This window comes from Sphingomonas bacterium (assembly GCF_903642285.1).
GTDB lineage: Bacteria > Pseudomonadota > Alphaproteobacteria > Sphingomonadales > Sphingomonadaceae > Sphingomonas.
Genome location: NZ_CAHJWJ010000017.1, coordinates 39,412 through 63,125, shown reverse-complemented (window position 1 = coordinate 63,125; position 23,714 = coordinate 39,412). Strand labels below are relative to the sequence as shown.

At 65.9% G+C, this 23,714-nt stretch carries 18 protein-coding genes and 1 other RNA gene; 9 read left to right on the top strand and 10 right to left on the bottom strand.

Annotation, left to right across the window (positions count from 1 at the left end; genetic code table 11):
* Positions 1-51: 51 nt before the first annotated feature.
* On the top strand, positions 52-276 hold the full coding sequence (locus tag HUU99_RS10085) for a hypothetical protein (protein ID WP_174286446.1): 225 nt from the start codon (positions 52-54) through the stop codon (positions 274-276).
* Positions 277-319: 43 nt separating this feature from the next.
* Positions 320-790 (top strand): DUF2721 domain-containing protein, encoded by a 471-nt coding sequence (locus HUU99_RS10080; protein WP_174286445.1) that lies wholly within the window; start codon positions 320-322, stop codon positions 788-790.
* A gap of 7 nt (positions 791-797) precedes the next feature.
* Here HUU99_RS10080 and HUU99_RS10075 read toward each other — a convergent pair whose 3' ends face one another.
* Together HUU99_RS10075 and HUU99_RS10070 are read right to left on the bottom strand one after the other, a co-directional pair.
* Complete coding sequence (locus tag HUU99_RS10075; protein WP_174286444.1) at positions 798-2,138, bottom strand: DUF3443 family protein; 1,341 nt, start codon at positions 2,136-2,138, stop codon at positions 798-800.
* Positions 2,135-2,617: a DUF2844 domain-containing protein gene (locus HUU99_RS10070; RefSeq protein ID WP_174286443.1), complete on the bottom strand. Its 483-nt coding sequence runs from the start codon at positions 2,615-2,617 to the stop codon at positions 2,135-2,137. The genes HUU99_RS10075 and HUU99_RS10070 overlap by 4 nt, the downstream gene beginning before the upstream one ends.
* 423 nt (positions 2,618-3,040) lie before the next feature.
* Between HUU99_RS10070 and HUU99_RS10065 the strand changes: the two genes are divergently transcribed.
* Complete coding sequence (locus HUU99_RS10065; protein ID WP_254603114.1) at positions 3,041-4,765, top strand: DUF1800 domain-containing protein; 1,725 nt, start codon at positions 3,041-3,043, stop codon at positions 4,763-4,765.
* Position 4,766: 1 nt separating this feature from the next.
* Positions 4,767-6,152 carry a DUF1501 domain-containing protein gene (locus HUU99_RS10060; RefSeq protein WP_174286442.1) on the top strand — a complete coding sequence of 462 codons (1,386 nt, stop codon included), beginning with the start codon at positions 4,767-4,769 and terminating at the stop codon, positions 6,150-6,152.
* Positions 6,153-6,284: 132 nt separating this feature from the next.
* Here the strand turns inward: HUU99_RS10060 and HUU99_RS10055 are convergent, their stop codons facing one another.
* The gene (locus HUU99_RS10055; RefSeq protein WP_174286441.1) at positions 6,285-8,570 is read right to left on the bottom strand and encodes an FdhF/YdeP family oxidoreductase; all 2,286 of its coding nucleotides are present in this window, start codon (positions 8,568-8,570) and stop codon (positions 6,285-6,287) included.
* 79 nt (positions 8,571-8,649) lie between these two features.
* Here HUU99_RS10055 and ssrA point away from each other — a divergent pair.
* Positions 8,650-8,972, top strand: a transfer-messenger RNA (tmRNA) gene (gene ssrA, locus HUU99_RS10050).
* A 16-nt stretch (positions 8,973-8,988) separates the two neighbouring features.
* On the opposite strand, the gene HUU99_RS10045 is transcribed toward ssrA, so the two are convergent.
* A complete protein-coding gene (locus HUU99_RS10045; RefSeq protein WP_174286440.1) occupies positions 8,989-9,993 on the bottom strand; it encodes a hydrogen peroxide-inducible genes activator in 1,005 nt (334 codons plus the stop codon).
* Positions 9,994-10,199: 206 nt separating this feature from the next.
* Between HUU99_RS10045 and katG the strand changes: the two genes are divergently transcribed.
* Entirely contained in the window at positions 10,200-12,407 is a 2,208-nt protein-coding gene (gene katG / locus HUU99_RS10040) for a catalase/peroxidase HPI (RefSeq protein WP_174286439.1), read from the top strand.
* A 262-nt stretch (positions 12,408-12,669) separates the two neighbouring features.
* Positions 12,670-14,022: a hypothetical protein gene (locus HUU99_RS10035; RefSeq protein WP_254603112.1), complete on the top strand. Its 1,353-nt coding sequence runs from the start codon at positions 12,670-12,672 to the stop codon at positions 14,020-14,022.
* On the opposite strand, the gene HUU99_RS10030 is transcribed toward HUU99_RS10035, so the two are convergent.
* From HUU99_RS10030 to HUU99_RS10005, 6 genes are all read right to left on the bottom strand, one after another.
* Entirely contained in the window at positions 14,012-14,542 is a 531-nt protein-coding gene (locus HUU99_RS10030) for a GNAT family N-acetyltransferase (RefSeq protein WP_174286438.1), read from the bottom strand. The genes HUU99_RS10035 and HUU99_RS10030 overlap by 11 nt on opposite strands.
* A complete protein-coding gene (locus HUU99_RS10025; protein WP_174286437.1) occupies positions 14,539-15,111 on the bottom strand; it encodes a 4'-phosphopantetheinyl transferase family protein in 573 nt (190 codons plus the stop codon). The genes HUU99_RS10030 and HUU99_RS10025 overlap by 4 nt, the downstream gene beginning before the upstream one ends.
* Before the next feature lie 170 nt (positions 15,112-15,281).
* The gene (locus tag HUU99_RS10020) at positions 15,282-19,277 is read right to left on the bottom strand and encodes a Pls/PosA family non-ribosomal peptide synthetase (RefSeq protein WP_174286436.1); all 3,996 of its coding nucleotides are present in this window, start codon (positions 19,275-19,277) and stop codon (positions 15,282-15,284) included.
* A gap of 74 nt (positions 19,278-19,351) precedes the next feature.
* Positions 19,352-19,540 (bottom strand): hypothetical protein, encoded by a 189-nt coding sequence (locus tag HUU99_RS10015; protein ID WP_174286401.1) that lies wholly within the window; start codon positions 19,538-19,540, stop codon positions 19,352-19,354.
* A 201-nt stretch (positions 19,541-19,741) separates the two neighbouring features.
* On the bottom strand, positions 19,742-20,104 hold the full coding sequence (locus HUU99_RS10010; RefSeq protein WP_174286435.1) for a DUF6481 family protein: 363 nt from the start codon (positions 20,102-20,104) through the stop codon (positions 19,742-19,744).
* A gap of 108 nt (positions 20,105-20,212) precedes the next feature.
* A complete protein-coding gene (locus tag HUU99_RS10005) occupies positions 20,213-21,607 on the bottom strand; it encodes a helix-turn-helix domain-containing protein (protein WP_174286458.1) in 1,395 nt (464 codons plus the stop codon).
* Between the two features lie 165 nt (positions 21,608-21,772).
* Here HUU99_RS10005 and HUU99_RS10000 point away from each other — a divergent pair, with 165 nt between their 5' ends.
* Together HUU99_RS10000 and HUU99_RS09995 are read left to right on the top strand one after the other, a co-directional pair.
* The gene (locus HUU99_RS10000; RefSeq protein WP_174286434.1) at positions 21,773-21,928 is read left to right on the top strand and encodes a hypothetical protein; all 156 of its coding nucleotides are present in this window, start codon (positions 21,773-21,775) and stop codon (positions 21,926-21,928) included.
* 89 nt (positions 21,929-22,017) lie between these two features.
* A complete protein-coding gene (locus HUU99_RS09995) occupies positions 22,018-23,613 on the top strand; it encodes an isocitrate lyase (RefSeq protein ID WP_174286433.1) in 1,596 nt (531 codons plus the stop codon).
* Positions 23,614-23,714: the final 101 nt, after the last annotated feature.

The following is a 23,714-nucleotide window of genomic DNA, read 5'->3' as shown; positions in this document are numbered from 1 at the left end:
CGATATATGACACCTTGCCGAGCCGAAGTGGCCGGCGGACAGGAGATCTCGATGCGCGGATATGTGATGACGGCGGGCGTTGCCGCGGCGATGCTGATGGGTGCGCAGGCCGACGCGAAGGGGTGTCTGAAGGGTGCGGCTGTCGGCGGAGTCGCCGGCCATTATGCGCATCACCACGCCGTGCTCGGTGCGGCGGCAGGCTGTGCGATCGGCCATCACCGCGCCAAGGTCGCGGCGCGGCAGCGGGCGGCGGAGCAGCGGCAGGCGGGACGTTGATCCGGGCGACCGGCCCCGCCCAAATGGCCGGGGCCGGTCGCTGATGCCGCCCGTCACCGATCTGGGCAGCGCCGCGCATGTCGTGCAACTGGCGCTGACCCCGATCTTTCTGCTGACGGGACTTGCCTCGCTGCTGAACGTCTTCACGACGCGGCTCGGGCGCGTGGCGGATCGGGTAGACCGTTTGAACGAAGCGGCGGGATCGGACCGTCGGCAACTGGATCGGCTCCGGCTCCGCTCGCGCATCCTCGACGGGGCGGTGCTGTTTGCGGCGGTGTCCGGTGGTCTAACGTGCGCGGCGGCGCTCACGCTGTTCTTCGGTGCGCTTCGGGACTCGGCGATGGGGGTGTGGCTGTTCGCGTCCTTCGGCGCGGCGCTCGGTTGCGCAATGCTGGCATTGACGGCGTTTTCGGCGGAGATGATCCTGTCCGGGCGTCAGGTCCGCGAAGCGGCGACGCCCGAGGTCGACCGACCGCCGGACAGCGATCGGGGTTCAGAAAAATCCGGCGCGTAACGTCCGGCTAGAACGCAAAGTACGGGCCCACGGTGGTACCGGTGGTTCGCCCCTCGATCGCGGTGTAGACAGTCTTGCCGAAGAAGAAGGGCACCCCGAAATCGAAACTGTTGGCGAAGGGCAGCGGCGGTTTCACGAGCGTCGGATTGACGCCGAGCCCCGGGGCAACGTTGACCGATGCAAACAGGGTCAGCGGCGTGTACAGCGTGAACGCACCGCTTGCGATCGTGCCGTTCGTCGCGGTGAGCACCGGCGACAGCAAGGTCGGCGAGGGCGGGCAGTAATAGGCGATCAGGTCGGTGCGCGTGCAGGGATTGAGCGTCGTGTCGATGAAATAATAATCGTTGCTGCCGCTGTCGAGAAAGCTCTGAGTCAGCGCCTTCCCGTTGTACGTCGCGGTGAGAAGGCCGGCACCCAGGCGACTGGTCGATGTCGTCAGCGGCAACAGATTGGCCGCGCTTAACATGTTGTTCGTCTGCGTGCCGATCCCGAACGTCACCGTACCCGTCAACGTCGCGACCCCGGCTTGCGGGACCGCGGGCAGCGACAGGATCGTCCCGTTATTGTCGACCGCGAACGCGGCGACCGGGTTTGGCAGTTGCTCGAATGCGCCGGCGGCAACCGCGGCGCGCGCGATGATGCTGCTGCAGCCGCTGGCCGGGCAATCATAATAGATCGCGCCCGACGATCCCCCTGCGACCGTGCAGAAGGAACCGCAATCGGTCGTCGTCGTGCCGACCCCGATGATCCCGTTCGCGCCGAAATCCTGCACAGAGGTGATCGCGGAACCGCCGCCCGACGAGCAACTGGCCGGGGCGGTCGCGAAGGTGCCCGCGTCGCCGATCGCCTGGAACGGCATGTTGGCGACATTTTCACCGGCGATCGAGAAATCGGCCTTACGAACCGACCCGAACGCGTAGGAATTGACGTATTGATAGCATTCGCCGACCGGGTTCGCCGCCGGATCGGTCTCGGTCGGCAGCGCGGCGAGCAGACTTGGGTTCAGCACCGGCTGGATCAGCCGCAAGCCGACGGATCCGGTATCGAGGATGATATGGTCGATCGTCTGGCAATTGGTGGTCGATCCCGGCGCGCAGATCGTGATCGTGACATAGGGTTCGTTGAACGCGCTATACCCGTTGGTGCCGACCTGAAGCGCGGCTGGGCCCGCGTCGAACACCACTGTCGCGATGTTGGTCGGCGCAACCGGGGTCGGCGTCGGTGTCGGTGTCGGCGTGGGCGTGGGCGTTGTTGCGACGACGGGGACAGGCGTCGGTGTCGACGAATCGCCGCCGCAGCCGACGAGCGCGAGCGCGACCAGCAGCGCGGCCAGGGGGCGGCGGTTCATGGCTGCACCGGGAGATCGGCGGTCGAGAATCCGGCGGGGGCGAGCGACGGGATATAGGCGACGCCGTGGAACCAGCCCATATGCCCCGCGGTCTGGATCTGGAGATCGGCCTGATCGACCTGCGCGGGACGGCGCAGTGCATGGCGCACGCGACCGACCCCGCCACCGGCGGATGCCTGATACGGACCAAAATATTTGCCGAGCACGGTGCGCAGATCGGGCTTGCCCGGGCCCGACCAGGTCACGGCGAACACCTGACCCGACGCATTGGAGAACTCGTGGACAAGCCCGCCATTACCGCGCGTCAGGTCGTGTCGCGCATAGCCACGCATCGACAGCGATGCCATTCGGGCCCCCATCCTGCCGCCGTCGACTTTCACGCTGGAGACGGGGCCGCCAAGCTCGGCATGCGCGCCGCTTGCGAGGACCAGGATGGCGGCGATCGAGAGGATCGCCCTTCGGATGGGGACTAAAGACACGTCGGACGAACTTTCCGTGCGAGGATCCGGATACGCAGGTCGCCCCCGACGAACGCCGATGCAAGATTATCGGCGGGGGATAGGGTGTCAAGCGCAACAGCACCGATATCGGACGGACCGGAACCGGCTTGCGGATTCTGTGAGGCCCGAGCCGCTGGCGATCTTCGCCCCGCCGCCATGGTGACATCGTCGCGGTCGATGCCGATCTACCGGCCGATGTCCGCGCGTTGCGAAAGCCAATGTTCGCGACGGGGGCGGGTCGGCGGAACGTCAAAAGGGCCGATAGTAAACCAGACTAAGCTTAAGGTATGCGTAACCATCTTGTCGCTATTCCGTTCGGCGCAAACGATATTCTATTGGTCGCGAATAGTTTTACAGCGGTCATCCTTGTCGGCATTGTATTCGTAACGGACGGGGGTGACGATGATTGATCGTATCGGTACGATGGTGGCATGCGACGACGATCGGTTCGACATAGAATCGACGTTCGATGCCGAATCGGCCGGACTCGACGACCTCGCGGCGCTGAAGACGATCGGCGCGCTGTCGCCCGCACTGGCACTGGCGGCCTGTGGCGGCGGCGATGCCGCGCCAGCGGCGGCGAGCGCGCCCGTCACGGTCGTGACCACGGTGGCGCTCACCCCTACGCAAGCCAGCCGCTTCCTCGGCCATTCGACGATGGGAGGGACCCGCGCGATGGTGAACAGCGTCGTCTCCTCCGGCTATGATGCCTGGATTATGGCGCAGTTCGCCACCCCCCGTACGACCACGCATTGGGACTGGCTCGTCGCGAACGGGTATAACGCCGCTGCCAACGTCAACAGCGAGGCCGGGTTCGACGCGACGATGTGGCGCGGCATGATCTCGGATCCCGATCAGCTCCGCCAGCGCGTGGGGATGGCGCTGCTCGACATGCTCGTCGTCGGGATCGATGGGGTGAACACGAATTGGCGGGCGTTCGCCGCCGCCGCCTATGTCGACGTGCTGCTCGACAATGCCTTCACCAATTACCGCCAGATCCTGGGCGCTATCACCACCAATGCGGCGATGGGATCGTTCCTAACGTTCCTGAACAATCGCAAGGCCAATCCTGCGACTGGGTCCGAACCCGACGAGAATTACGCGCGCGAATCGATGCAGCTGTTCACGCTTGGGCTGTACCAGCTTAATATGGACGGCAGTCAGATTATGTCCGGCGGCACGCCGGCGACCACATATTCGCAGGCGGATGTCTCGGGACTGGCGCGCGTGTTCACCGGACTGTCGCTCGCAGCAGGCGGTACGACGACGCCCGATGTCTACCGGGCACCGCTCGTCGTGAACGCGTCGATCAACGAGACGGGCAGCGCCAGCTTCCTCGGCACGACGGTGACCGGTGGCGGGATGGCGGCGGTCAATTCGGCGCTTGATGCGATCTTTGCGCATGCCAACATGCCGCCCTTCGTTTCGAAGCAGTTGATCCAGCGGATGGTCACCAGCAACCCGTCCGCGGGCTATATCGGCCGCGTGGCGGCAGTGTTCGCCGATAACGGCAAGGGCGTTCGCGGCGACATGCAGGCGGTGATCCGCGCGATCCTGCTGGATACCGAGGCGACCGGCGACGCGTCGCTTGCCGCCAACGCGTCCGGCAAGCTGCGCGAACCTGTGATGCGGCTGACCAATTGGGCGCGTGCCTACAACGTCGCCTCGCCATCCGCCGCCTGGGCGATCGGCGACACGTCGAGCACGACGACGCGGCTCGGTCAGTCGATGGGACGCAGCCAGACCGTCTTCAACTGGTTCCGCCCCGGCTACACGCCGCCCGACACCGCGATCGCCTCGGCCGGGCTCGTCGCGCCGGAATTCCAGATCACCAACGAACAGACCGTCGTCGCTTATGTGAACTTCATGCAAGCACTGGTGCAGAACGGCATCGGCGACGTGAAGGCCGACTATACCGACATCCTGACGAAGGCCGCGGACAGCGCGTCGCTGGTGGACGAGGTCAATACCGTGCTCGCCGCGGGGCAATTGTCCGCGGCGACCGTCGCGTCGATCAAGGCCGCGGTCGACAGCATTTCCGCCACCGCGACCACCGGGCCTGCATCGCGGGTACAAATCGCGATCCTCCTGACGCTTGCGTCGCCCGATTATCTGACGGTGAAGTGATATGAGCCGCTTCGACAACGACCAGTCGCGCCGCGCCTTTCTCCGGCGATCCGCGCAATTGGGGCTGGCGGGGGTCGCCGCGCCGTTCGTTACCAGCTTGGGCGCGATCGGCGAAGCGGCAGCGGCGACCGCGAGCGACTACAAGGCGCTGGTGTGCATCTTCCTGTACGGCGGCAACGATTATGCGAACACGCTGCCGCCCTACGACCAGGCGAGCTACAATCTGTACCAGGCGCAGCGATCGAATATCGCGCTCGATCGCGCTTCGCTGGCGGCGACCGTTCTCAGCCCGACCAACAGCCTCGGCGGCCGACAATTCGCGCTTGCCCCGGCGATGGCGTCGCTGATGCCGGTCTTCAATGCGGGCAAGATGGCCGCGGTCTTGAACGTCGGCACGCTCGTCCAGCCGACGACCAAGGCGCAGTACAGCGCGGCGTCGGTGCCGCTACCGCCCAAGCTGTTCAGCCACAACGACCAGCAAAGCTATTTCCAGGCGTCCAGCCCCGAGGGCGCGACGTCAGGCTGGGGCGGCCGGATCGGCGATCTGTTCGAAAGCGGCAACGGCACGGCGACGCTGACGTGCATCAATGCCAGCGGCAACGCGGTGTACCTGGCGGGAAAACAGGCGATCCAATATGCGATCGGCACCGGTGGTCCGACCGCGCTGATCAACAACGCGACGACCTTGTACGGCTCGTCCACCGCGGCGTCGACGCTGCGATCACTGATGACCGCGCCGTCCGGGAACCTCTTTGCCGACGAACACGGCAAGGTCAGCGCGCGGGCGCTCAACCTCTATTCACAGGTGTCGGGCGCGCTGGCCAGCGCGCCGGCGGCGAACTTCCCGCTCTTCCCCACCACCAATCCGCTCGCGCTGCAGCTCAGGATCGTCGCGCAGATGATCTCGGTCTCGCAGGCGCTGAGCGCCAAGCGGCAGGTGTTCTTCGTCGCACTTGGCGGCTTCGACATGCACGAGAACCTGGCCGCGGCGCATCCGGTGCAGATCGGACTGGTCGCGGATGCGATGCGGGCGTTCTACGACACCACCAATAATCTCGGCGTGGCGGACAAGGTCACCGCCTTCACCGCCAGCGATTTCGGGCGGACATTGGTGTCGAACACCAGCGGTGCGGATCATGGCTGGGGGTCGATGCACTTCGTCATGGGTGGCGCGGTGAAGGGTCAGAAAATCTACGGCACCCCGCCCGCGATCGGCAACGGCACCGGCGACGATGTCGGGCAAGGGCGGCTGCTGCCGTCGATCTCGGTCGACCAATATGCCTCGACGCTGGCCAGCTGGTTCGGGGTGTCGGCGACCGACATGACGACGGTGTTGCCGAACATGGGGAACTACAATCCGTCGACCTGGAATCTGGGTTTCGTTTAACGTCTTCTCCCCCCTCCCGCGCGCGGGAGGGGGGCCGGGGGGTGGGCGGTCGCTTTCCACGAGCGGTGCCGCTGGAGATGAGCGAGCGCCCACCTTCGACCCCTGCCGTAATTGGGAAGGGGAGTAAGAAGGTTAATCCCCCACCACCCGCACCGGCACCGATTTCGACGCGGGCGTCTTCGACAATTCATCATGGTGGCCGATCGCGATCAGCACGTTGCATTCCGGATAATAGCCCGCGACCGTCCCGGCGGGGATGTTGTACCCGGTCAGCGTCAGCCCGCCCAGCTGGCGATCGACGCCGTCCTCCGCATCGCCGACCAGCCGCACCGTCTGGCCGTTGGTGAGGCCCGCCGCCTCGATATCCGCCGGGTTCATCAGCAGCACGTCGCGGGTGCCCTCGATCCCGCGGAAGCGGTCCGAATAACCGTAGATCGTCGTGTTGAACTGGTCATTGGACCGCATCGTGATCAGCCGGTACCGCCCGGGCGCATCCTCGAACCCGACGGCGTTGCGTTCGCCCGGCGTCGTGAAGACCGCCTTGCCCGATTCGGTCTTCCAGATCCGCTGATGCGCGCCGTTGCCGCGATAGAAGCCGCCCGCCTGGTACATACGCTTGTTGTAATGGTGGAATTCCTCGGGATAGGTCCGCTCGATCAGGTCGCGGACCAGCCCGTAATCGGCGGTCCATTCGTCCCATTTCAGCCCGGGGTTGGGCGCGAGCGTCGCCTTGGCGATCCCCGTCACGATCGCGAGTTCGCTCTTCGCCTCCACCGACACCGGCTTGCGGTGGCCGATCGAACCGTTGATCATCGAAAAGCTGTCCTCGCTCGTCACGGTCTGGACACCGCCCGCCTGCAAATCGGTTTCGTACCGGCCGAGGCACGGCAGGATATAGGCATGTTTGCCCGGAAAGAGGTGGCTGCGATTGAGCTTGGTCGACACCATGACCGTCAGGTCCTGCGCCGCCCATGCCGCCTCCAGCTTTTGCTGATCGGGGATCGCGCGCAGGAGGTTGCCGCCGAGGCAGATGAACGCGCGGACCTTGCCCGCGAACAACGCCTCGGTCGCCTCGACGATGTTATAGCCGTCCTCGCGCGGCGCGGTGATGCCGAACAATTCGTCGATCGTGTCGAGCGGTACCAGATGCGCCTTTTCCGCGATCCCGACGGTGCGCTGTCCCTGCACATTGCTGTGTCCGCGCACCGGGCAGCAGCCCGCTCCCGGCTTGCCGATGTTACCGCGCAGCAACAGCAGATTGACCAGCATCGCGATGTTGGTTGCGCCGTGCGCGTGTTGGGTTAGCCCCATCCCGTACACGCCGATCACCTTTTCCGCGGCGATATAGACCGCCGCAGCGTCGCGGATCGCCGCTTCGCTCAACCCGCTCTCATGCTCGATATCGGCCCAGGTCGCGGCGCGGCAGGACGCGGCGAAGTCGTCGAAGCCGGTGGTATGCTGGTTGACGAACGGGTGGTCGATGACCTCGGCCTTGCCCGCCGCGCGCGCCGCGTCGTCCGCCTCGACCACGCATTTGCACATGCCGAGCATCGCCGCGATGTCGCCGCCCGCCTTTAGCTGGTGATATTGGTCGGAGATCTTCGTCTCCTTCCCCGTCAACATCCCGACCGGGCTTTGCGGATCGACGAAGGATACGAGCCCCTGTTCGAGGATCGGGTTGAACGTGACGATCTTCGCACCGCGACCCTTTGCTTCCTTCAGCGGATGCAGGAAGCGCGGGCTGTTCGTCCCCGGGTTCTGCCCGAAGAAGAAGAACGCGTCGGTCTGCTCCAGGTCCGCCCACACGATCGTACCGACGGGCGAGCCGATGACCTTGGTCAGGCCGACCGACGTCGTCTCGTGGCACATGTTCGAACTTTGCGGCAGGTTGTTCGTCCCGAACGCCCGTGCGAGCAGCGCATAGAGATAGGATGCCTCGAGCCCCGCATGCCCCGATGCGTAGAACACCGCCTCGTCGGGTTGCAGCGGTTTCAGCGCGGCAGCTATACCCGCAAACGCCTGGTCCCACGTCACCGCGACATAGCGATCGGTCGCCGCATCGTAGCGCATCGGGTGCGTCAGCCGGCCCGTCATCTCCAGGTCATGGTCTTTCCAGTCCCGGAGCGCCGTGACACTATGCGCCGGATGCAGCCAGAATTCAGGCTTGCACCGCGTGCCGGTCAATTCCCATAACGTCGCCTTCGCACCGTTTTCGCAGAATTCGAACGCCGAATAATTGGCGGGCTTGGGCCAGGCGCAGGACACGCACATCACGCCCTTTGGCTTGTTGAGCTTGCCAAGCGTCGCGAGCGACGCAGGTCCGTTCCAGGTTTCGCCGAAGACGCTGGCGATTCCCTTGAGCGATCCCCAGCCACCCGCCGGCCCAGGGGAATGCGGCAGGTCGCGGGTTTCGGTCATGCGATCGCTTTCTTTCGTTCGGATACCGTCAGTTAGGCCCGTGCCCGGCCATGTGCCACCCCCGGCGGCGCGATTCCACGTGATTGCGCTCCATCGCTCCCGAGCCTATCTACTCTCGCATGATCGTAATTCGGACGATCTGAGTTCGTTTCGGACGCGGGTTCAATACCCGCCGGCTCCACCATGACCGCCGACGGCACGTCCGCCGGTGGTCCCGACGGGGCCGAAATGGGTTCGACGGGGCAGACGAGGTGAAGGACGCGATTCGTTAGGTCGGCCCGTTATGCCGGCAAGCTCGCTAAATGCGAACGACAACGAGCCAGTAATGGCACAGGCACTCGCCGCCTAAACAGCGGTTAGTGACGCGGCACGGGGAGCGCCGGGCAACAGAAGCTCCCCACCCATCATCGCATCCCATTTATAGTGTTCGAACGTCGTCGCTGTTCTCCCGCGAAAGCGGGAGCCCGGGGTCGCGGGCGATATCGTTCCTGGCTCCTGGACTCCCGCTTTCGCGGGGGAACAAGCAACTTGGCCGGGCAATAACCGCACCGCGAATCGTATCGCCCAGCAGGCGCAGATCGTCGGCGCGCGCATTGCCCCTGCGCCAGACCAGTGCGATGCGGCGTTCCGCGCTCAGCCCCTCGACCGCGTGGCTGGTGACGCGGGTACCCGACAGGATGCCGGCAGCGATCGCCATTTCGGGGAGTAGCGTGATCCCAAGCCCCGCATCGACCAGCTGGACCAGCGTCTGCAGCGTCGAGGCCACCAGCCGTGCCTCCGAATTCGGGGGCTGCAGATCGCACGCGGCGAGCGCATGGTCTTTCAGGCAATGCCCGTCTTCGAGGAACAGCAGCCGGGTCGCATCGATATCGTCCAGCGGGATGGCGACGCTCGACGCATCTTCCGCGGCGCAGACCGCCAACAGCAGCCGGTCCACCCCGATCTCGTAGGCTTCGACATCGCCGCACTCGACCGGCAGTGCGAGCAGCACGCAGTCGATCGTCCCCGCCTGCAGCGCCTCGCACGCCGGCCCCGTCAACATTTCGCGTACGAACAATCGCAGGTTCGGCCAGGCATCCGCGATCGCAGGAAGCATCTGCGGCAGGAGGAACGGTGCGACGGTCGGGATCGCGGCAAGGCGAACCGCCCCGGTCAGTGGCGCGCGCGACCCTTGCGCCGCAGTGCACAGATCCTCCGCCGCCCGGACGATCCCGCGGGCGCGGGCCACCACTTCGTCGCCGACGCTTGTGAAGCGCACGCTGCGTTTCGATCGCTCGACCAGCACCGCGCCAAGCAGCCGTTCCAGCTCGGCGATCCCCACCGACAGCGTGGATTGGGTCACGAAGCAGGCGGTCGCGGCGCGCCCAAAATGGTGAAGGTCGTGCAGCGCGATCAGATAGGACAATTGTCGAAGCGAGGGCATGTGCGTTGTAATCGGTTATTCCAATCACAGAAATCATGTTAACTCATTGGATTGATTTATCACGCCGTTGCATCGCAGAGTCCAGCAGGAAACCGGCCGATCGCCGCATGACTTCCCCTCGGTATATGGGGCTGGTCGCCGGTTTCCTGCGTCGCATCGTTTTCACATGGCACCGATATCTCGGGCCATATCCTGGGAGACTCCGCATGAACGCCGAAAGCCAGTGCCCGATGAATGGCGGCAAACTCGACGGTGCCGCCGTCCTTTTCGAAATGACGAACCGTTTGTGGTGGCCCAATCAGCTCGACATCTCGGTGCTTCACCAGAACCCGCCGGCAGGCGATCCGATGGACCCGGATTTCGATTATGCCGAAGAGTTCAAAAGCCTCGATCTGGACGCGGTCAAGGCCGACATCTTCGCGCTGATGACCGAATCGCAGGATTGGTGGCCCGCCGATTTCGGCCATTACGGCCCGCTGTTCATCCGCATGGCGTGGCACGCGGCGGGCACCTACCGCATCGGCGACGGCCGCGGCGGCGCGGGTGCAGGGCAGCAGCGGTTCGCGCCGCTCAATTCCTGGCCGGACAATGCGAACTTGGACAAGGCGCGGATGCTCGTCTGGCCGATCAAGCAGAAATACGGCCGCAAGCTCAGCTGGGCCGATCTGCTGGTGCTGTCGGGCAATTGTGCGCTCGAATCGATGGGCTTCGAGACCGCGGGCTTTGCGGGCGGCCGGGTGGACGTCTGGGAACCGGCAACCGACGTCAATTGGGGGGCGGAGCGCGAGTGGCTGGCGGACAATCGCTACAGCGGTGACCGCGACCTCGCACACCCCCTGGCCGCAGTTCAGATGGGGCTCATCTACGTCAATCCGGAGGGGCCTAACGGCAATCCGGACCCATTGAAATCCGCGCACGACATCCGCGAGACGTTCGGTCGCATGGCGATGAACGACGAGGAGACGGTGGCGCTGATCGCCGGCGGTCACACCTTCGGCAAGACCCACGGTGCGGCGGTGCCCGACCAGTATGTCGGTGCCGAGCCCGAGGGTGCGGGGATCGAGATGCAGGCGCTCGGCTGGGCGAACAGCTTCGGCACCGGCAATGCCGGCGACACGATCACCAGCGGCCTCGAGGTCACCTGGACGCAGGAGCCGACCAAGTGGACCAACCTGTATTTCAAGAACCTGTTCGAGCATGAATGGGAACTGACGACCAGCCCCGCGGGTGCCAAGCAGTGGATCGCCAAGGATGCGGTCGAGGACGTGCCCGACGCGCATGATCCGTCCAAGAAGCGTCGCCCGACGATGCTGACGACCGATCTCGCGCTTCGGTTCGACCCCGTCTACGCGCCGATCTCGCGGCGCTTCAAGGACGACCAGGCCGCGTTCGGCAAGGCGTTCGCCGAGGCGTGGTACAAGCTGACCCACCGCGACATGGGTCCGCATTCGCTGCTGCTCGGCAAGGAAGTCCCTGCCGAACCGCGCATCTGGCAGGACCCCGTTCCCGTCGCCGACCATCCGCCGATCGGCGAGACACATATCGCCGAGCTGAAGGCGACGATCCTGGCATCCGGCCTGTCGACAGCGCGACTGGTATCGACCGCATGGGCATCCGCCTCGACCTTCCGCGGGACGGACAAGCGGGGCGGTGCGAACGGCGCGCGCATCCGGTTGGCACCGCAGAAGGATTGGGCGGTCAACGAGCCGGCCGAGCTTGCCGGGGCCCTCACGGTGTTCGAAGGCATCCAGCGCGATTTCAACGTGGGCGGCGGCTATGTCTCGCTGGCCGATCTGATCGTGCTCGGCGGCTGTGCGGCGATCGAGGCGGCGGCCAGGGCGGCGGGTCATGACGTGACCGTTCCCTTCACCCCGGGCCGGACAGACGCGTCGCAGGAGCAGACCGACGCGCATTCCTTCGCGCCGCTGGAGCCGAAGATCGACGCGTTCCGCAACTATGTCGGCGAAGAATCGACCTATTCGGACGAGGAGATGCTGGTCGACCGTTCGCACCTGCTGACACTGACCGCGCCGGAAATGACCGTCCTGATCGGCGGCCTGCGCGTACTGGGTGCCAATCACGGCGGGTCGGATCACGGCGTGTTCACCGATGCGCCGGGCACGCTGACCAACGACTTCTTCGCCAATCTGCTGAAGACCAGCTTCACGATGAAGTGGGAAGAGGCGGACGGCGTGTTCGTCGCGAAGGACCGCAGGACGGGCGAGAAGACGTGGACCGGGACTCGTGTCGATCTGGTCTTCGGATCGAACTCGCAGCTGCGCGCGCTGGCGGAGGCCTATGCGACCGACGATGCGAAGGGCAAGTTCGTGGACGCGTTCGTGGCGGCGTGGACGAAGGTGATGAACCTGGACCGGTTCGATCTTTCGCCCAAGCTGGAAGCCGAAGTAGCCTGAATTCCTATGGTCTGATGAGGGCCTCCGACCAAGCGGTCGGGGGCCTTTTTCGTTTGTGCGAACGATACTCCCGTCATTCCCGCGAAAGCGGGGACCTACCTCCTTCGTCCGCTAACCGCGGAGTGGAGTTGGGTCCCCGCTTTCGCGGGAATGACGGGTAAGTGCGCTGCAAACGCCAACGAAGCGCTCTAAGGTGGTCGCAGAAGGGGCGACGTGCATGCATCGGACGGAAGCGAAACGGGACCGACGCGCGCCCCCAGGAATGCTCTTCGTCGCCATGATCGGCGCGACCCTGACCGCCGCCGCTTACTGGCCCGGCCTCATGACCTGGGATTCGATGCGCGAGTATCGCGAGGGGTTGAGCGGGGATATCGACGATTGGCACCCGCCGGTGGTCGAATGGCTCTGGGGCCGGTTGGCGCAGATCGTTCCCGGCCCGGCACCGATGCTGGTATTGCAGCTCGCCTTGTATTGGGGTGGCCTCGTGCTGCTGGCCGCGCAGGTTCGGCGAGCGGGGCGGCCCGATGTCGGCTGCGGACTGCTGGCCTGCGGGTTCCTGCCGCTGGCGCTCGCGCTGACGGGGGCGATCCTGAAGGATAGTCTGATGGCGGGCGCGTTGCTGGTTGCGACGGGGCTGCTCGCGGTCCGGCTGCGCGGCGGCGGGGGATGGGCGAGCGTGGTCGCCATCCTGTTGCTGCTGTTCGCCGCGACGCTGCGCTTCAACGCGTTCTGCGCCTGTCTGCCGCTGACGATCGCGCTGCTGCCCCGCCGTTGGTGGCGGACCTGGCCGCGGCTGGTCCTGACGAGCATCGTCGCGACCGCCGCGCTGATGGCGGCGATGCCGATCGCCAACCGGCTGATCGGTGCGAAGCCGAGCGGCGTCGAACTGTCGCTCGTGATCTTCGATCTCGGCGGCATCACCGAACATTCCGGTATCGACGTCTTTCCGCGGCAACTGGTCGTGGCCGATCCGGTGCGGGTCAATCGCCGATGCTACCGGCCCGACAAATGGGACAGCTATTCGGACTGGGTCGATCCCGTCTGTCCGTTGGGCTTCACCGCCTGGAATGCGCATGTCGCGCCGGCGGGGGTGAAGCCCTATCCGTTCTGGTTGCACGCGGTCTTCGCGCATCCGGTCGCCTATGCCGAACATCGCCTCACCCATTTCGCGATCAACACGCGGCTCGTGCCGCTCGCGGATAGCGTGGAACGACCGGTCCAGGTCGAGGGACCGCCCAACGACTGGGGCTATCACGTGACGCCGAACCGCGTGCTGCACGCGATCGACGCGCTGACGGTCGCATCCGCGCATACGCCGCTCGGCTGGCCGATCCTGTGGATCGCGCTTGCGCTGGGGGCGGTGGTGGTAGGCTGGGGGCGGCAGGAGGCCGGGCTCGTCGTGCCGCTTGCCGTGTCGTCGCTACTCTATGGCTGCGGCTATCTGGTATTCAGCGTCGCGGTGGAGCTGCGCTATCATCTGTGGACCGAACTTGCCGCGCTGTTGGCGACAATGCTCGTGGCGGGCGAATGGCGACACGTACCGCGGCGTCGCTTGGCGCTCGCCTATCTGCCCGCCGCGATCGTGCTCGTCGTCGGGACCGCGTTCAGGCTTTAGCCGCCCGCCGCGCCGCCTCCGCCAGCGCCGCATCGCGCACCGCCCGCAGCGCGTCCGGTGTCGTGGCGGCCAGGTCGTAGCGGAGTTCGTGCATCGTTCCGCCCGATCGATACCCTTGCGGCCACACGCTCGTCAGTTCGAACCCGATATGCTCAAAGAAGGGCGACACCATCGGCGAGGTATCGACCGTCACGTACCGCGTCGGCGGATCGGCGAACGTCGCGACATGGAGCAGCCGTTCGAACAGCAGCAGCTTGCCAAGCCCCGTCCGGTGATACCGCCGTGCCGCCATGCCCCAGAACAGCAGCGCCTTGTTGTAATCGTCCCACAGCTCATACCCGCCGAACGCCGCGGGGATGCCGTCGACGGTTACGAGGAATGCGGGGCCGTCGAGTTCGTCCAGCGTTTCTTCCAGCCAGGTTCGATCGCTGGCCGCGAAATAATCGGGCAGGTTGGTCGCGAAGATCGCGAGCACCGCCGCGCGGTCGTCCGCGACATAGGGACGAACCGCGATCGTCATGCCCATATCGCCACGGTCTCGATCGCGGTCGCCGTCGTCCACGTCCAGCAGTGCGATACGCCCTCGAACGTCGCGGTCGCCTCGACGGCGGTGTCGAGCCGGGTCTCGATCGCTTCGGGACGGATACGCAAGGGGCTGCCGATCAGTTTCGCGTGCGCTTCCTTGATCGTCCAGCGCCGCAGCCAATCGAGCGGCTGGTCCGCGGGGGCAAGGCGGTCCAGCGCCTGGATTTCGGCGGGCGCGAGCATGTCACGCAGCGGCGGCGCATCGTCCAGCGGCTCGCGATCAACCGCGATCGGCTGTCGCGACGCACCGATCAACCAGTCTCCTCCACGCCCGGACTGGCTGATATACCAGCCCGCGGGTGTGACAACGACCGGTGCGCCGAGCGACGTGCGGGACAGCCGCACTTCAGCGACCGGCACATCCGCCATCCTTGCTACGAGCGCCCGGGCCAGGTGCCGGCGGAGCAGCCGTCCGCCGGCATCAGGGCTCCGGGCGGCGTCGGCCAGATCGACCGCGATCGCGTGCGTCGCACCGAGCGAGCGCACGGTCGCGGCGCTATCCATCGTTCCGCTCCACACGACCGGGCGATCACCTGGCATCGGTGCGTCCAGCGGCCCGTCATGCCAGTACACCCGCTCCCCCGCGAACGCGGGGGCCCAGGGGCCACGGGCCGTTCCCCCTGTAACCCTGGGCTCCCGCTTTCGCGGGAGGACAGTCTGTAGATACGCGCGCATCATCCCGCCACGATCCGCGCCGGGCTGCCTTCCCAGTTCGTCCCCGCGGGCAGGCTTTCACCCTTCATCACCACCGATAGATCGCCCAGCTGCGCGTCCGCGCCGACCTCGGCATCGTACAGCACGATCGCCAGCGACCCGATCGTCGCGCGGTCGCCGATCCGGATCGCGCCGACCTTCATCACCCGGTCCTCGAACAGATGCGTCTGGAGGCCCGCAAAGTCGTTCAGCGCGACGTCGTCACCGATATCGACCAAGTCGTGTTCGGTCAGGTCGGTGGTGTCGATATAGCAGCGCTTGCCGACCCGCGCGCCCATCAGCCGCAGGTAGATCGGCAGCCACGGCGTGCCCTGCAACGGCTCCAGCAGGTTCGCGACCGCGAGGTTCTCGTACGTCGCGGTCACCAGTTCGGTGCGCCAGACGAACGCGCTCCACAGCGGCGCTGTCGTGACCTTGTACCGCCCGACCACCACCCATTTCAGCGCGAGCACGAACGCGCCGCACGCCAGGCAGAAGCCGACATACAGAAACGGGAAGGTCGCGACGATGATCAGTCCGCCATGATCCATATCGCTGAGCGTTCCGACGGTCGACAGCAACAGGCTGAAGAACACCAGGAACGCGGTCAGCGACAAGGTCGTACGGATCGCCTCGATCGACAGCCGTTTGGCGACCAGCGACCGTGACGGATTGAACCGCGCGCCCTCGTCGAACATCGTGTTGACCTGCCGCCCGGGCAACTGGATCGGCGGCGATCCGAACCAAGTGCTGCCCGCCTGCGTCGCCTGCGCCGGATCGACCGGTGGCTTCGACAGCACGCCGACCAGCACCTCGTCCCCGACCTGCGTGCCGCCGGGCAGCAGCGCGGAATTGCCGATGAAGCTGCGCCGCCCGATCTTGGTATGCGCCAATTCGATCGTACCCCGCCCGATCCGCGCCGCGCCGAAGATCACCGAGTCCGCGATGAAGCTTTCGGATCCGATCTCGACCAGGTCGGGCACGATCGCGGTCGCGGTCGATATCTCCGCGCGGCGGCCGATCTTCACGCCGAGCGCGCGGTACCAGGGGATGACGTACAAGGTCGCGAAGATCGGGTGCAGCAGACGCAGCGCCAGATCGTTGATCTGCTTCACGAACCAGTAGCGGACGTAGAACCAGCTTCGCTGCGAATAGGTACCCGGCGACACTCGCCCCAGAATCGCGCGCTTCGCGACGACGGTCAGGACGCACATCATGACGACATAGGTCACCGCCAGCAGCGGCGAGAGCAGAATATAGGTATAGCCCGTGGTCGCCCAGTCGATCTCGATCAGCGCGATCAGTCCGGGCGCGATCGGCAGGATCGCGACGAGTGGTAGCAGCAGCGCACCGACGAAGAGCCCGATCGACGATCCGATGCCGTCCTTCGTCGGCACCACCGCGGACGGGGGCGGGGCGGCGGGATCGCGTGCGGCGGGCGACCCGTTCCAGCGCTCGCCGGCGGGAATGTGCATATCGGCCGGCAGCGACGACAGGTCCTCCAGCACCGCGTCCGTGCCGAGCGATGCGTTTCGTCCGACGACCGCCATCGATCCGACGAACGACCCGGCACCAAGCTTCACCGTGCCGAGCCGCAACAGCCCGCGCTCCACCGCACTCGTCGCCAGCACCGCCATGTCGCTGACGATCGCATCGTCGCCGAATTCGACCAGATCGGTCGTATCGATTCCGCCGGTGCCGATATGGACGCGCTTGCCGATCCGCGCGCCGAGCATCCGATAATAGCCGCGGATCATCGGCGTGCCTGCCAGATAGGGCGTGCCGGTGACCGAGATCACGCGCCGCACCAGCCACCAGCGGAAATAATAGCTGCCCCACAAGGGGTAATCGCCTGGCCGGAACCGCCCGATGACGATCCACTTGACCGCGACCGAGAACAGCATCGCCGCGATCGGGATCAGCATGAACGTCAGGCCGCTGAGCAGCAGCGCATGCAGCCGGTCCATATATCCCGCAAGCCAGGTATAGGCGACATAGGGAAAGAACCATTGCAGCCCGGCGAGTGCGAAGATCGGTAACAGCGCGATCGTCTGCGCCGCGACGCACAGCCGCCGCTGCCAGGCGGGGGTGCGGTGGAAACCGGTCTCGTCCGCCGCCGCGACCGGCGCGGTGCCGCCGACCCGCAGCGCAAGCGCGCGGATGGTGGGGGCGGCGTAAAGGTCCTGGATCGACAGCCCGGCAAGCCCCGGCACCTTGCGCGCCGCGGACACCAGCCGGGCGGCCTTCAGCGAATGGCCGCCCAGATCCTCGAACAGATCGTCGGTGACCGAGATCGGTTGCGGCGCGAACGCCTCGACCCACACCGCATGAAGCTGGCGCTCGACGGGGGTGGCGGGTGGTTCGATCACCCGGTCGGTGACCGCCGCGACGTGCGGCTTCACCAGCGCCTTGCGGTCGATCTTTCCCGACGCAGGCAGCCGCGGCAGCGTCGCCAGCAATTCATAGGCGGCGGGACGCATGTAATTGGGCAGTCGTTCCGCAACGCGGCCCTTGAGCCCGGCGATGTCGATCTCTTCGGCAGGCCGGGCGACGAGAAACGCGGCGAGGAATTCCGCACCGTCGTCGTCGTTGAACAAGTGCACGACGGCCTGCGCGACGCCCGGCCATTCGCCGATCACCGCCTCGATCTCGGCCAGTTCGACGCGGAAGCCGCGGATCTTCACCTGCGTGTCGATCCGCCCGACGAAATCGATGTCGCCCGCGGCGTCCAGCCGGACGAGATCGCCCGACCGGTAGATCCGTTCGGGGCGACCCGACAACCCGTTGAACGGCGTCATCGTGAATTTTTCCGCGGTCAGATCGGGGCGATTGACGTAGCCGACGCCGACGCCCGGGCCACCGATCACCAACTCGCCTTCCACGCCTGCGGGAACGGGCATCAAGGCTTCGTCGACGATCCACATCGTATAGCCGGGCAACGGCTTGCCGATCGTGATCCGTTTGCCCGGCATCACCTCGGTCCAGGTCGCGGTCACCGTCGTTTCGGTCGGTCCGTAGGTATTCAGGAGCGTCAGCCCCGGGCGCGCGAGCCTGCGCGGCAGGTCGGCGGGGCACGCCTCGCCACCCATGTTGATGAGCCTCAGCGTCGGCACGGGGTGTTCGACCAAGGCGATCAGCGACGGGACGACGTGCCAGATCGTCACGCCCGCCGCCGCCAGCGCCACCGCGATGTCCGGCCCGCCGGCGCTCAGCGCTTCGGTCGGCACGATCACGCGCGCGCCCACGAAGAACGCGGTCCACATCGTCTCCACCGACATGTCGAACGCCAGGCTGAACCCGCCGAAGCAGATGTCGCTCGACTCCAGCGCCAGCACCGCGCTTTCGCACCGGACGAGATGGCAGGCGTTGGCGTGGCTTATCATGACGCCCTTGGGACGCCCGGTCGTGCCCGAGGTGTAGATGATATAGGCGAGATCGCCCGGCTCGGCCCCCGCATCGGCCATCGCGGTCGCCGGTTCGGCCGCCAGATCGCCAAGCTGTTCGTCGATCGCCAGCGTCGCGCCCGCCATGGTCGCCACGCGCGTCGTTTCGGTCAGCGTCAGCTTCGCGCCGCTGTCGGCGATGATGAAATCGATCCGGTCCTGCGGATAGGACCAATCGACGGGGACATAGGCTGCACCGGCTCGAAGCACGCCCAGGATCGCCATATATTGGTCGAGCCCGCGCGGCAGGCAGATGACGACGCGGTCGCCGCGGCCGATCCCCATCGTGCACAGCCGGTGCGCGAGCCCCAGGCTGCGGCGGGTCAGTTCGCGGTAGGTCCAGTGTGTCCGGCGGTCATATTCCTCGTCGACGCCGACCAGTTGCAGCGCGACCGAATCGAGGTGCGCTGCGGCCCGCTCGTCGAACAGCCCGTGCAGCACTTCGTTTCGTGCATAGGGATTTTCGGGGCGGAGCGCCGGTGCCGCGGCGATCGGCGGCTCGAGCGCCGGCATGGCGATTTCGGCTGCCGACATTTGCGAATTTCTTCGCGTGGTTTCAACACTCATCACCGACGCCTAGCCGAACACACCCCTCGCTTGCTACCCGTTCAACGTCTCAGCCGGTCGACCGGCGTCGCCGGCCCGATGTCGCGGTTTTCCGCACCGGGATCGCCGGGGTTGTCGGCAATCTGCGATAATTTGGTGATCAACAGCGGCAGATCCAGGGTGATCATCGTATCCATCGGCACCGCCATCGCCTTGCGAAGCGTTTCGCCGATGCCGTCCGAATTCGTCATGATGGTTTCTGCCGTAGCGACGCAAAGACAGGAAACCCGGTGGCCGCTTGCCCCGGGGGGGAGGGATGGCGGACACCGGGCTCGTCAGCAGAACGGCCGCTATATGATCGGGTTCCCGAAGCGATCGTGCGCAGGTGATATTTTCAGTGGAAGCCCTCGCGGCTCGCGCGTCGCGGCCCAGGTCGGCATCGATCGATGGGTTTAGCGCTTCCTTGCCTTGCGTGCGGCGTATTTCGCGTCGCGTGCGGCCTTCAGCTCTTCCGCGGTCGGCTGGGGGCGATCCGCCGGCTTTTCGGCGGCCACCTTCGCGGCGGCAACAGCGGCGGCTTCGGCTTCGGCCGCCGCGGCTTGCGCGCGCGCAGCCTTCGCGTCATCGGCGGCCTTTTGCCTGGAGATTCGCTTTTCGGCGGCTGCGGCGTCGCGCGCCTCACGGGCGGCCTGGCGTTCGGCGACGATTGCCGGGTCCGGCGCGGGTTTCGCGCGCAGCTGGTCGAGCGCGCGCTGCTTCGCGTCCCGCGCCGCCGCGGTGCGTTCGTTGAAATCGGGAACCTTGAAGCCTGCCATGCGCCTATCCGTTGGAATGGAGCGATCGCCCGATCGCCGGAACGCCCTCTTTACCGATTATGACGCGGAAGTCTCGTACCCGGTGACGGAAAATCCGCCGGCAAACCTTCACTCGCCCCCGAAGCGCCAGGGCGACAGTCCGCGTTCGCGATCGTCGACCACGAGCGCGCGGCCGGCCGGGGGCGCAGAGCGTTGGGGACACCCGCTGCGAAGACAGGATCGACATCCAAGCCCGATCGGTGTTGCCGGTCCGTCGAGATCGATCCCCCGCGCCGCTGCCATTCCCGTCGCCTGCGCGGCTGCGACGCCAACCCCGATCGCGAATTCCGCTGGCACCGCTGCCGGGCCGTCCCCCATCCCGCCGCCGCGCGCCTGCACCGCGCAGGACAGCGTGAACCAGCGCGATCCGTCTTCCAGCGCGACGAGCTGGACGACAGGCGTCCCGGGACGATCGAAGCCATGGTGGAGTCGCCACAAGGGGCAGCGTCCTTCTCCCTCGACGAGCGCCGCGCCGCTCGACCCGCCATAGCGTTTCGACGACTGCCCGGCCCGGTCGATGCGGATCATGAAGAACGCAAGCCCGCGCGCGCCGACGCGTTGCAATGTGGTCAACCGGTGCGCCACCTGTTCGAAGCTGGTGCCGAATCGGTTCTGCAAGGTCGCGGTGTCGTACCCGCTCGCCTCGCACGCCCGCAGGAACCGGGCATAGGGCATCATGACGGCGGCGGCGAAATATCCCGCCAGATGGCGGCGGAACAGCCGTTCGGCCGCGCGATCGGAAAAGGCCGCGCCGCGTGCGAGCGCGTCGATCTCCGCGCGTGCTTCGACCTGACCGAGCTGGACCGCCAGCGTGAAGGCACGCGCGGATGGCCCGAGCGTTTCACTGAGCTGCAATTGGCGTGCGTGAAGATCGAGGCGGTATAGCCGGTCGGGCAGGGTGTCGATCGGCAGGATGCGGATCGACAGCCCGTGCTTGACCCGCAGCCGATCGACCAGTGCGCCGTAAAGGTCGGCACCGACGAGCCGTAGTTCGTCCGCAAGCGTTTCGGCGGCGACATCGAGATCGGGGAAATGGTTCCTCCACCGGTCGATCTCGCGCCGCGTCATCGCGACCGGATCAGTCGCTTCGGTCGCGGTATGTCCGCCGCCGCCGCGGTCGAACGCACGCGCGAACGCCTCCGCACCGCCGGGTGCTGCGGCGAGCCACTCCTCGACCTCATGGCGATCGACTTCCAGATCGGCGAATAGCGGATCACCCAGCCGCCGTCGGATCGCCTCCGCGCCGCCGCCCGGCTCGCCAGCGGCTAGCGCGCGCGGGTCGAAATCGAACGTATCGGCCAGGCGGACGAGGAGCCCGGCCGGCAAGGCGCGCTGGTTCCGCTCGATGAGGTTAAGATAGCTGGGCGAAACCTCCAGCATCTCCGCCATCGCCGCCTGCGTCAGCCCGGTCCGTCTGCGCAAGCGGCGGATGGCGTGGCCGGCCAGTAACTTGTCCTTCGCCAAACCGAGTGCCCTTGTAAACATATTGACAATAGATGCATTAAACTAAGACGCAAGATAGCCTGTCACGACTTCCGGACACGAAATCGGTCACGAAACGCTGTTTCGTCGAAATAAGCGCGTTATGCATGTCCATCCCGGCGCAACGTCGTCAGAGAGGAGCGCATCATGACCGATCGACCCCGACCCAGCCGCGCCGTTTTTTCGACCGACGATTTCGTGCTGATGAAGGAGGCGCTGGCCGATTATGTCCGCCGGATCGCCGACGATCCCCGCTCGGCGCGCTTCTCCAGCCTCTATCACCGGCTCGGCCGACTAGGCTGATTGCACCCGTTTCCTGGGGAGGAAAGGGGACCGCCGGCGGTAATCCGTCGGCGGTCTTTCCCCCCGCTACACTTTCGCGAGGATGCCCAATGACCTACCAGGACGAAACGAGCCAGATCAGCCAGTTGGTGAAGCGTCATGGCGGCCCCTGGGATGGAATCGATGCGGAAGCGGTCGCGCGGATGCGATTGCAGAACCGGTTCCGGACCGGGCTCGACATCGCACGCTATACCGCCGCGATCATGCGCCGCGATATGGCAGCCTATGACGCCGATCCGGCGAACTACACGCAGTCGCTCGGCTGCTGGCACGGCTTCATCGCGCAGCAGAAGATGATATCGATCAAGAAGCATTTCGGATCGACCGAGCGTCGCTATCTCTATCTCTCGGGCTGGATGGTCGCGGCGCTGCGCAGCGAATTCGGCCCGTTACCGGACCAGTCTATGCACGAGAAGACGAGCGTGCCTGCGCTGATCGAGGAACTCTACACCTTCCTTCGCCAGGCGGATGCGCGCGAACTGGGCATGATGTTTCGCGAAATCGATGCCGCGCGGGACGTCGGCAACGCGATCGAGGAACAGCGGCTGCTGAAGGCGGTCGACAATTACCAGACGCATGTCGTCCCGGTCATCGCCGACATCGACGCGGGTTTCGGCAATGCCGAGGCGACGTACCTGCTCGCGAAGAAGATGATCGAGGCGGGTGCCTGCGCGTTGCAGATCGAGAACCAGGTCAGCGACGAAAAGCAGTGCGGTCACCAGGACGGCAAGGTCACCGTGCCGCACGAGGACTTCCTGGCGAAGGTCCGCGCCTGCCGTTACGCTTTTCTCGAACTGGGCGTCGAGGACGGGATCATCGTCACGCGCACCGACTCGCTTGGCGCCGGGCTGACCAAGCAGATCGCGGTCAGCACGACGCCCGGCGATCTCGGCGACCAGTATAACAGCTATCTCGATTGCGAAGAGGTCACCGACCTTTCGACGATCAACGGCGATGTCGTCATCAATCGCGACGGCAAGCTGATGAAGCCCAAGCGGCTGGCGTCGAACCTGTTCCAGTTCCGCGCCGGATCGGGCGAGGACAGATGCGTGATGGATTGCATCGCCAGCCTGCAGAACGGTGCCGACCTGCTTTGGATCGAGACCGAGAAACCGCATATCGATCAGATCGCGGGCATGGTCGACCGTATCCGCGCGGTCATCCCCAACGCGAAGCTCGTCTATAACAACTCGCCCTCGTTCAACTGGACGCTCAATTTCCGGCAGCAGGTGTTCGATGCGTGGGCGGGGGAGGGCAGGGATGTGTCGGGCTATGACCGCGCACGGCTGATGTCGGTCGATTACGATGGCACCGTGCTCGGCGACGAGGCGGACGAACGCATTCGCACCTTCCAGAAGGACGCCGCGGCGCGGGCGGGTATTTTCCACCACCTCATCACGCTGCCGACCTATCATACCGCGGCGTTGTCGACGGACAATCTGGCCAAGGAATATTTCGGCGAGGCCGGGATGCTCGGCTATGTGAAGGGCGTCCAGCGCAAGGAAATCCGCGAGGGGATCGCCTGCGTCAAGCACCAGAACATGTCCGGGTCGGACATCGGCGACGACCACAAGGAATATTTCGCGGGCGAGGCGGCGTTGAAGGCCGGTGGCGCGCATAATACGATGAACCAGTTCGCCGCGTGATGCGCACGGCGGCAGCCTCGCTGCTGCCGGGACGCATACGCCCGGCCGGCGGCGGTAAAGCCGCCGTCCGACGACGCGGCTTCGCCGCGGCACGTTGCCAT